Origin of the sequence: Streptomyces marokkonensis, assembly GCF_039539045.1 — a bacterium.
Taxonomy (GTDB): Bacteria; Actinomycetota; Actinomycetes; order Streptomycetales; family Streptomycetaceae; genus Streptomyces; species Streptomyces marokkonensis.
Map to the genome: position 1 here is coordinate 1 of NZ_BAABCQ010000271.1, position 6,204 is coordinate 6,204.

The 6,204-nt window shown below is 70.4% G+C and carries 9 protein-coding genes; 3 read left to right on the forward strand and 6 right to left on the reverse strand.

Translation table 11 applies throughout. The annotated features are described in order from the left end of the window. Positions 1–439: 439 nt before the first annotated feature. The 3 genes from ABEA26_RS34410 to ABEA26_RS34420 form a co-directional block, all read right to left on the reverse strand. Positions 440–790: a hypothetical protein gene (locus tag ABEA26_RS34410; protein ID WP_345597795.1), complete on the reverse strand. Its 351-nt coding sequence runs from the start codon at positions 788–790 to the stop codon at positions 440–442. A gap of 156 nt (positions 791–946) precedes the next feature. Next, on the reverse strand, positions 947–1,741 hold the full coding sequence (locus tag ABEA26_RS34415) for a class I SAM-dependent methyltransferase (protein WP_345597797.1): 795 nt from the start codon (positions 1,739–1,741) through the stop codon (positions 947–949). Positions 1,742–1,795: 54 nt separating this feature from the next. After that, on the reverse strand, positions 1,796–2,668 hold the full coding sequence (locus ABEA26_RS34420; protein ID WP_345597799.1) for an LLM class flavin-dependent oxidoreductase: 873 nt from the start codon (positions 2,666–2,668) through the stop codon (positions 1,796–1,798). A 119-nt stretch (positions 2,669–2,787) separates the two neighbouring features. Here ABEA26_RS34420 and ABEA26_RS34425 point away from each other — a divergent pair, with 119 nt between their 5' ends. After that, positions 2,788–3,159, forward strand: a complete 372-nt coding sequence (locus tag ABEA26_RS34425) for a DUF192 domain-containing protein (protein ID WP_345597801.1) — start codon at positions 2,788–2,790, stop codon at positions 3,157–3,159. A 98-nt stretch (positions 3,160–3,257) separates the two neighbouring features. On the opposite strand, the gene ABEA26_RS34430 is transcribed toward ABEA26_RS34425, so the two are convergent. Beyond that, positions 3,258–4,106, reverse strand: a complete 849-nt coding sequence (locus ABEA26_RS34430) for a hypothetical protein (RefSeq protein WP_345597803.1) — start codon at positions 4,104–4,106, stop codon at positions 3,258–3,260. A gap of 33 nt (positions 4,107–4,139) precedes the next feature. Between ABEA26_RS34430 and ABEA26_RS34435 the strand changes: the two genes are divergently transcribed. Together ABEA26_RS34435 and ABEA26_RS34440 are read left to right on the forward strand one after the other, a co-directional pair. Next, entirely contained in the window at positions 4,140–4,577 is a 438-nt protein-coding gene (locus ABEA26_RS34435) for a Scr1 family TA system antitoxin-like transcriptional regulator (RefSeq protein WP_345597805.1), read from the forward strand. A gap of 10 nt (positions 4,578–4,587) precedes the next feature. Next, entirely contained in the window at positions 4,588–4,779 is a 192-nt protein-coding gene (locus ABEA26_RS34440) for a hypothetical protein (protein WP_345597808.1), read from the forward strand. A 13-nt stretch (positions 4,780–4,792) separates the two neighbouring features. Here ABEA26_RS34440 and ABEA26_RS34445 read toward each other — a convergent pair whose 3' ends face one another. Beyond that, positions 4,793–5,389, reverse strand: coding sequence for a hypothetical protein (locus tag ABEA26_RS34445; RefSeq protein WP_345597809.1), 597 nt, complete (start codon positions 5,387–5,389; stop codon positions 4,793–4,795). A 7-nt stretch (positions 5,390–5,396) separates the two neighbouring features. Next, on the reverse strand, positions 5,397–6,026 hold the full coding sequence (locus tag ABEA26_RS34450; RefSeq protein WP_345597811.1) for an OmpA family protein: 630 nt from the start codon (positions 6,024–6,026) through the stop codon (positions 5,397–5,399). Between the last annotated feature and the right edge of the window lie 178 nt (positions 6,027–6,204).

Below are 6,204 nucleotides of genomic sequence, written 5' to 3' on the forward strand. Positions count from 1 at the left end.
CGTGAGGACTGAAAGGTGATTCCGCACCCTCTCTCCAGGCATGCGCATATTTGCGAAGGTGGGCCACATACGCCCTGAAGGCGCCCCGAAGACCCGCCACCTCTGCCGGGGCGGTGGGCCGTCACCCGTCCCGCCCCCCTTCTCGCGTCGTCTCACGACGAAGACGAGGGGGATCATTCGGGGCACGGCGAGCGCACGACCGCTCGAACGGCAGTTCCTGGCCAAGTCTGCCCGAACGGGCACGTCGACGGCTGAAACAGCCGGCGCGATGCCCGGCGTCCACGCCCAGGTACTGCCGGCGGCCCAGTTCTCCGTCGGCCTGCGGACCGACGGCGTCACCCGCGCGGACGTACGGACGGACGGCCCTGGCCCTGGGAGCGGCCGGCGGTCGGCCCTCTCCGAGGGACCGATCACCGCCCGTCATCGGTCCGTCCCTCGACTACCTGATCTGGAAGCCGAAAACGCGGTAGGCGTCGGCGCCGGTGAAGGGAGCCGACGTGTGGGGCTCGAGCAGGTTGACCTCCCAACCCCGGCCCGTCGACCAGAAGATGACCACCTCGTTGTCACCCGAGTAGAAGGAGGTGACGTTGTCCAGGTTGAGGGAGACGCTGCCGGGGTTCTCCCAGCACCGGGTGTGCTCCGCGCCGTTCTGCGTGTACGTCATCGCGACGTGGTCGTTGCCGGTGCCGCAGTTGATCTCGTCGATGGCGAATGCGGGCGTTCCCGAAAGGGCGGCAGTCAGCGCGACGGCCGTCAGGGCGCCCAGGGCTAACGTGGACCGACTCTTCATCTGCTGGGTTCCTCTCCGACGTTGCTTCGAGGGGCGAACTCCGACTGCATTCTCGATGGTCGATGAGCAGATATTCAAGAGTTCAACGAAATTTCCCTAGCGGGCCGGCCGTCGACAGCGGCCTCCGCCCGGAGACGGGCTCCGACCGGAGTGGGCCTAGTAGTGCTGCGGCTTGCGGGCGTCGAAGAGGTGACGCGCGCTGTGGGCGACGAAAGGGCCCTCGGCCTCGATGAGTTCGTGCAGGTCGCGCAGTCGGTCCCGGTACTTCTCGACGGTGAAGCCGGGGACCATCCACACCACCTTGCGCAGGAAGTGGACGACGGCGCCGACATCGTGGAACTCCATCCGCAGCCGTTCCGCCCGCAGGTCGACGATCTCCAGCCCGGCGGCCTCGGCGTCGGCGCGCTCACGGTCGGGGTGACGGTGGTTCCGGCCCCCCTCCGGCTGGGGGCCCAGGAAGTACTCGATGAGCTCGAAAACGCTGCCGGGGCCGACGTGCTGGGCGAAGTACGTGCCGCCGGGCGCGAGCACCCGGGTGATCTCGGCCCAGTGCGGCTCGACGGGATGGCGGCTCACGACCAGGTCGAAGGCTCCGTCCGCGAAGGGAAGGGGCGCGTCGTCGGGTGAGGCGACCACGGGGACGCCTCGGGGGCGGAGCAGGGCCGTGGCCTTGGCGACGTTGGGTGCCCAGCCCTCGGTGGCCACGACGAGCGGCGGACGGTGAGGGCCGGCGGCTTCGAGGGCGTGGTCCAGGACCTCCCCTCCCCCGGTCTGCACCTCCAGTACGGCGGTGGCCGCGGTCAGCCGTGCGGACATGGACCGCGCGTATCCCCAGGAGGGCCGGGCTTCGGTGGCCCGACCCTCGAACCAGGAGAAGTCCCACCCCGCGGTGGGGACGGCGGAGCCTTCTGCCACGAGGTCGTCAAAAGTACGGGCACGGGTGTGCGCCATGGAGGTGCGTCCGATCGGCAGTGGTGGCGGCAGGAACAGCCGGGAGGGAGGTCCCTAGCCCACCAGGGGCCGGACCTGCTCGGCGGCGAACCGCACGAACGCCTCCGGATCGGGCTCGTCACCGGTCGGCTGGAGGACCACCGTGTCGGCCCCGGCCTCGGCCAGCGCCCGCACGGCCTTGGCGACGGCCCCCGCGTCCCCGGCGACACCGAGGTCCGGCACCGACCCGACGCCTTCGGCGACCAGTTCGGCCCGCAACCGCTCGCCGGCGCCCGGCCCGGTGGCGGCAAGCAGATACACGACGACCTTGTGCGGTTCCGTCCGACCGGCCGCAGCGCGCCCTTCGTCGATGAGCCGCCGGGCCCGGCGCACCTCGTCGGGCGGAGTGTTCGCGGTCAGGACGGTCCCGTCGGCGGCCTCACCGGCGAGGCGCAGCGAACGGGGCCCGGTGGCGCCGGCGAGCACCTCGACACCCTTGTCCGGCGGCCAGTCGAGCGCGACGTCGTCGAGCCGGACGTAGCGTCCCTCGGTCGTCACCCGTTCCCCGCCCAGCAGTGCCCGCAGCGCCAGGAGATGCTCGCGCAGAAGGGTGACGGGCGACTCGGCCCGCGCCCCGACCTGCCCCATCCAGTCCTGCACCCCGTGCCCGACGCCGAGGATCGGGCGGCCGGGGAACATCCGGTGCAGTGTGGCGGCCTCCATCGCGGTGACGGCCACGTTGCGCAAGGGCACGGGCAGCAGCCCGACCCCGACCCGTACCCGTTCGGTCCACGCGAGCGCGGCAGCGGCCGTGGAGATGCCGCCCTCGCGGAAGCAGTCCTCCCACAACCACAGCTCCTCCAACCCGGCCTCGTCGGCGACCCGAGCGACGGCACGCAGCCGCTCGGGGGCGAGCTGGGGACGGAATACGGCACCGAGTCCAGTCATATGATCTTCCTACCTCGGTCCCGACCTCCGGACAACAGCATTACGCGTCGGTGCCCGAGCCGGGCCGGCCCCGGCCGGATACGTTCGGCGGGACAGCGTACTGAGGGAGGGGCATCGGTATGAGGCGGCGCCGGGAGGACGGTACGGGCGAGTTGGTGGTGGAAGGGGCGGCCGGCGGTGGCGCGGTCCGCGTTCCACTGGAGATCGCGGCTTCCTACCGCGCGCGGACCAGGGGGTTGCTGGGGCGGGACTCCGTGGAGGGGGCGATCCTCCTGTCTCCCGCCAACAGCGTGCACACCTTCCGGATGCGGATACCCATCGACGTGGCCTACCTCGACCGACGGCTCACCGTGATCGCCGTGCGCACCATGCGGCCGGGGAGGCTGGGGCTGCCCCGGATGCGTTCCCGGCACGTGCTGGAGGCGGAGGCCGGGGCGATGGCCGGGTGGGGAGTGAGGGCAGGGGTGCAGATCACGGTCGTGGGAGGGTAGTGGCAGGCGGCATCCGCCGGGTCCGCGTACCTTTCCCTCGTCCGGTGGCGGCCGACACGAGCCGCGTACGGCCGTCGGCGAGGGCCGGGGACCGGCCCTCAGCCGTGCGGGTCCCCGGCCGCCGTCTCCCCGAAGCGCCATGAACCCCGGTTGCCCACCGCCTCCGCGCGCAGGCCCAGCTCCCGGGCGATCCCTGCCGCCCGCTGCTTCGACACGTCGGGGTACTCCTCGGGGACGACCTTGATGTACCCGCGTCTGTCGACAGGATGGGTGCGGAGGGCCTCACGCAGCTTCTCCTCCTGTTCCTGCCGCGCCCCGTGATTGTTCTGACGCCTCGCGTCAACCGACCCGCGCCAGATCATCCAGCCGACGGCGCCCAGGGCGACTGCGGCCAGAGTCCCCGCTCCGACGAGTTCAGCGGTGCTGTCCGCGTGGCCGGGCGTCTGGGGGCGGAGCTCACCCTCGGGATCCGCGATCACCGTCAGCACCTGGCCGACGTCGTACAGGTCGGTCGCCGTTTCCATCTCGGGGCCCGGGAAAGGAGTGCCGTCCTGCCGTTCCAGCAGGTAATGAGAGCCACGGCTCTTGCTCGTCACAGGGTCGCGCCACTCCTTCACGACCGTGACCGTGGCTGTTTCTCCCCGCTGCTGGAGCGTGAGGTCGTCGTGGGCCATGGCGGCGGCGTACACCGACAGCGTGGAGGTGAAGACGACCAGGGCCGCAACCGCCTTCGACTCCTTGGCCCCCAGCCTCTGGATCAGCTCGATGAAAAGTACTCCGTGCAGGAACCACAGGAGGATCTGGACAACAGGCCCTATGCCCACCGTCAGGAGGAACATCCCCGGAATGACGGCCAGCACGTAGCAACCGACGGCGACCACCATCAGGACGGGGTGGCGTGCGCGCCCCTTCCGCCCGTTCTCCTCCGCCTCCGCAACGCCGCTCATGCCCACTCCTCACGTACCAGCCCGTGCCGACCCGTGCAGTGGTTCATCCTCCCCCAGCCGGAGGCGAGTTCACAGTCGGCGGGGCGCGGGGAACCACTGCGGCGGGAGCTGCTGCCGGGTGCTTCGAGCAGCGTGCACGCGAGGCTGACGCCCTGCACTGGTTGCGCGAGACCTGTCACCTGTCGACAACTCCGCTACCTGGTTGACCAGTCGAAGCGGGACAACATCGATGTCCGGGTCATTCCCAACGGCATTGAGGGATTCCCCGGTGCCGGGCACGCGCTGCTGTATGCGCACGGCGACGTGTCACAACTCGACACGGTACAACTGGACTCGGCGCATGGTCCGGAATTCACTGGTGCTGAAGCCCAACTCGACAAGTACCGTGCTCACCTGAGCTGGATGAGCGAGGCCGCACTGCCTGTGGCAGCTTCGCGCGATCTCATCCACAACGTCGTCCGTGAACGATGAGGGTGTCCCGGTGACCGGCATCGAATGGGAAGAACCGTTCTGCGGTGAAGGCAACAACTGCTTCCGCCTCGGCACCGACGCCGAGGGGAAGGCCTACATCGCGGTGGCCGGGCAGGAGAACAGCTACCTGGTCGACAGCCGAGAGGCCCTGCGGGCCCTGATAGCCGAGATCAAGGCGGGCAAGGCCGACCACTTGCTGTAGGGCGAGCGGTCCGTCAGGGCGCCACCATGTGGAGAAGTGCCGTTCCGTCCGTGCCGGTCGTCGCCTGGATCACCACGGCGGCGGGCCGGGCACTGGGGCGGGTGCCGGACAGGCCGCCGCAGGAGTTGCCGCTGCCGTCCTCGCGGAGGACGGTGAGACAGCCCTGGCCCGGGCCGCTCGCGCCGCCCTCGGTCCGGCCGCCGCCCGACTTCACCGCGTACTCGATCCTGTTCGGGCCGACCTCGGTCACGGACAGCGTCGCCGGACCGCCCGGGCCCTGGAATCGGACGGTCACGGGCTTGGACACCGCGATCACGCAGTTGCCGTCGGCGCAGGCACGGGGGTCGTGGCCGTCCGCCGCGGATACGGAGGGCTCCGGTTCCGCGTCGGCCGACCGCGTGGCCAGCCGCGATGCCGCCGGCCGCTCCGGGGCCGACGACGGCGCCGTGTCCGTCCGGTCCGGGCCGTCGCAGGCAGCCACCACGAGCGAGGCCAGCGCCGTCAGCGCCGTCAGCGCCGTCAGCGCCGTCAGCGCCGTCAGCGCCGAGAGGGTCGTCGCTCGTCCGTGGGCGGGCCTTCGCGTTCCTACGGGGTCCTCCTGCTCCGCCATCGGCCGGTCAGGCCTCCGAGCGCGGGAAGGAGACCTCGACCCTGCGGTTCTTCTTACGGCCGGCCTCCGTCGAGTTGTCGGCGATGGGGTAGTCCTCGCCGTAGCCACGGACCTCGTAGGTGATCCCGGAGTCGTTCAGGGACTGGACCAGGACGTCCTGCACGGCGTTGGCGCGCTTCTTCGAGAGGACGTCGCCGTGCGCGGAGGAGCCCAGGTTGTCGGTGAAGCCGAAGACGCGGACCCTGGTGGCGTTCTGGGTCTTGATCTCCTCCGCGATTCCCTCGATACGGGACTTCGCCTCGGAGCCGAGCTTCGCGCTGTCCTTGCCGAACAGCACCTCGGCCTGGAGCGCCAGTGTCACGCTGGCGTTGGTGTCCTCACGGCGTTCGTCTCCGCCCTGCTCCTCCACGACGGACTTGATGTCCAACACCTTCGCCTGCGCGAGCGTGGCGCCGTCCGGGATCTTCAGATCCGGGTCGTTGGCGTCCACCTCGACGGGGGCGGAGGCGGAGGCTTCGGTGCCCGGTGGGTCGACGGGGTCGTCGGCGGCGTGGGCCGTGGCGGCGCCGTAGAGGTTCGCGGCGAGCATGAGGGTGGCGGTGGTGAGGGCCAGGGTGAGACGTGGGGTTGGGGTCATGGTGGCCTCACCCGGAGATGGAGATGGTCGCGCTGGCGAAGGTCGGGAGTTGGAACGTGACCTCGGTGGTGTCTGCTGGCGGCGCCGGGAACTGCATGAACACAGCTAGCCGGTCACCAGCTTTGACCGTCGAGAAACCTGTGGTCGTCAATGGACGACCCTCTGTGTCACGCAGCAC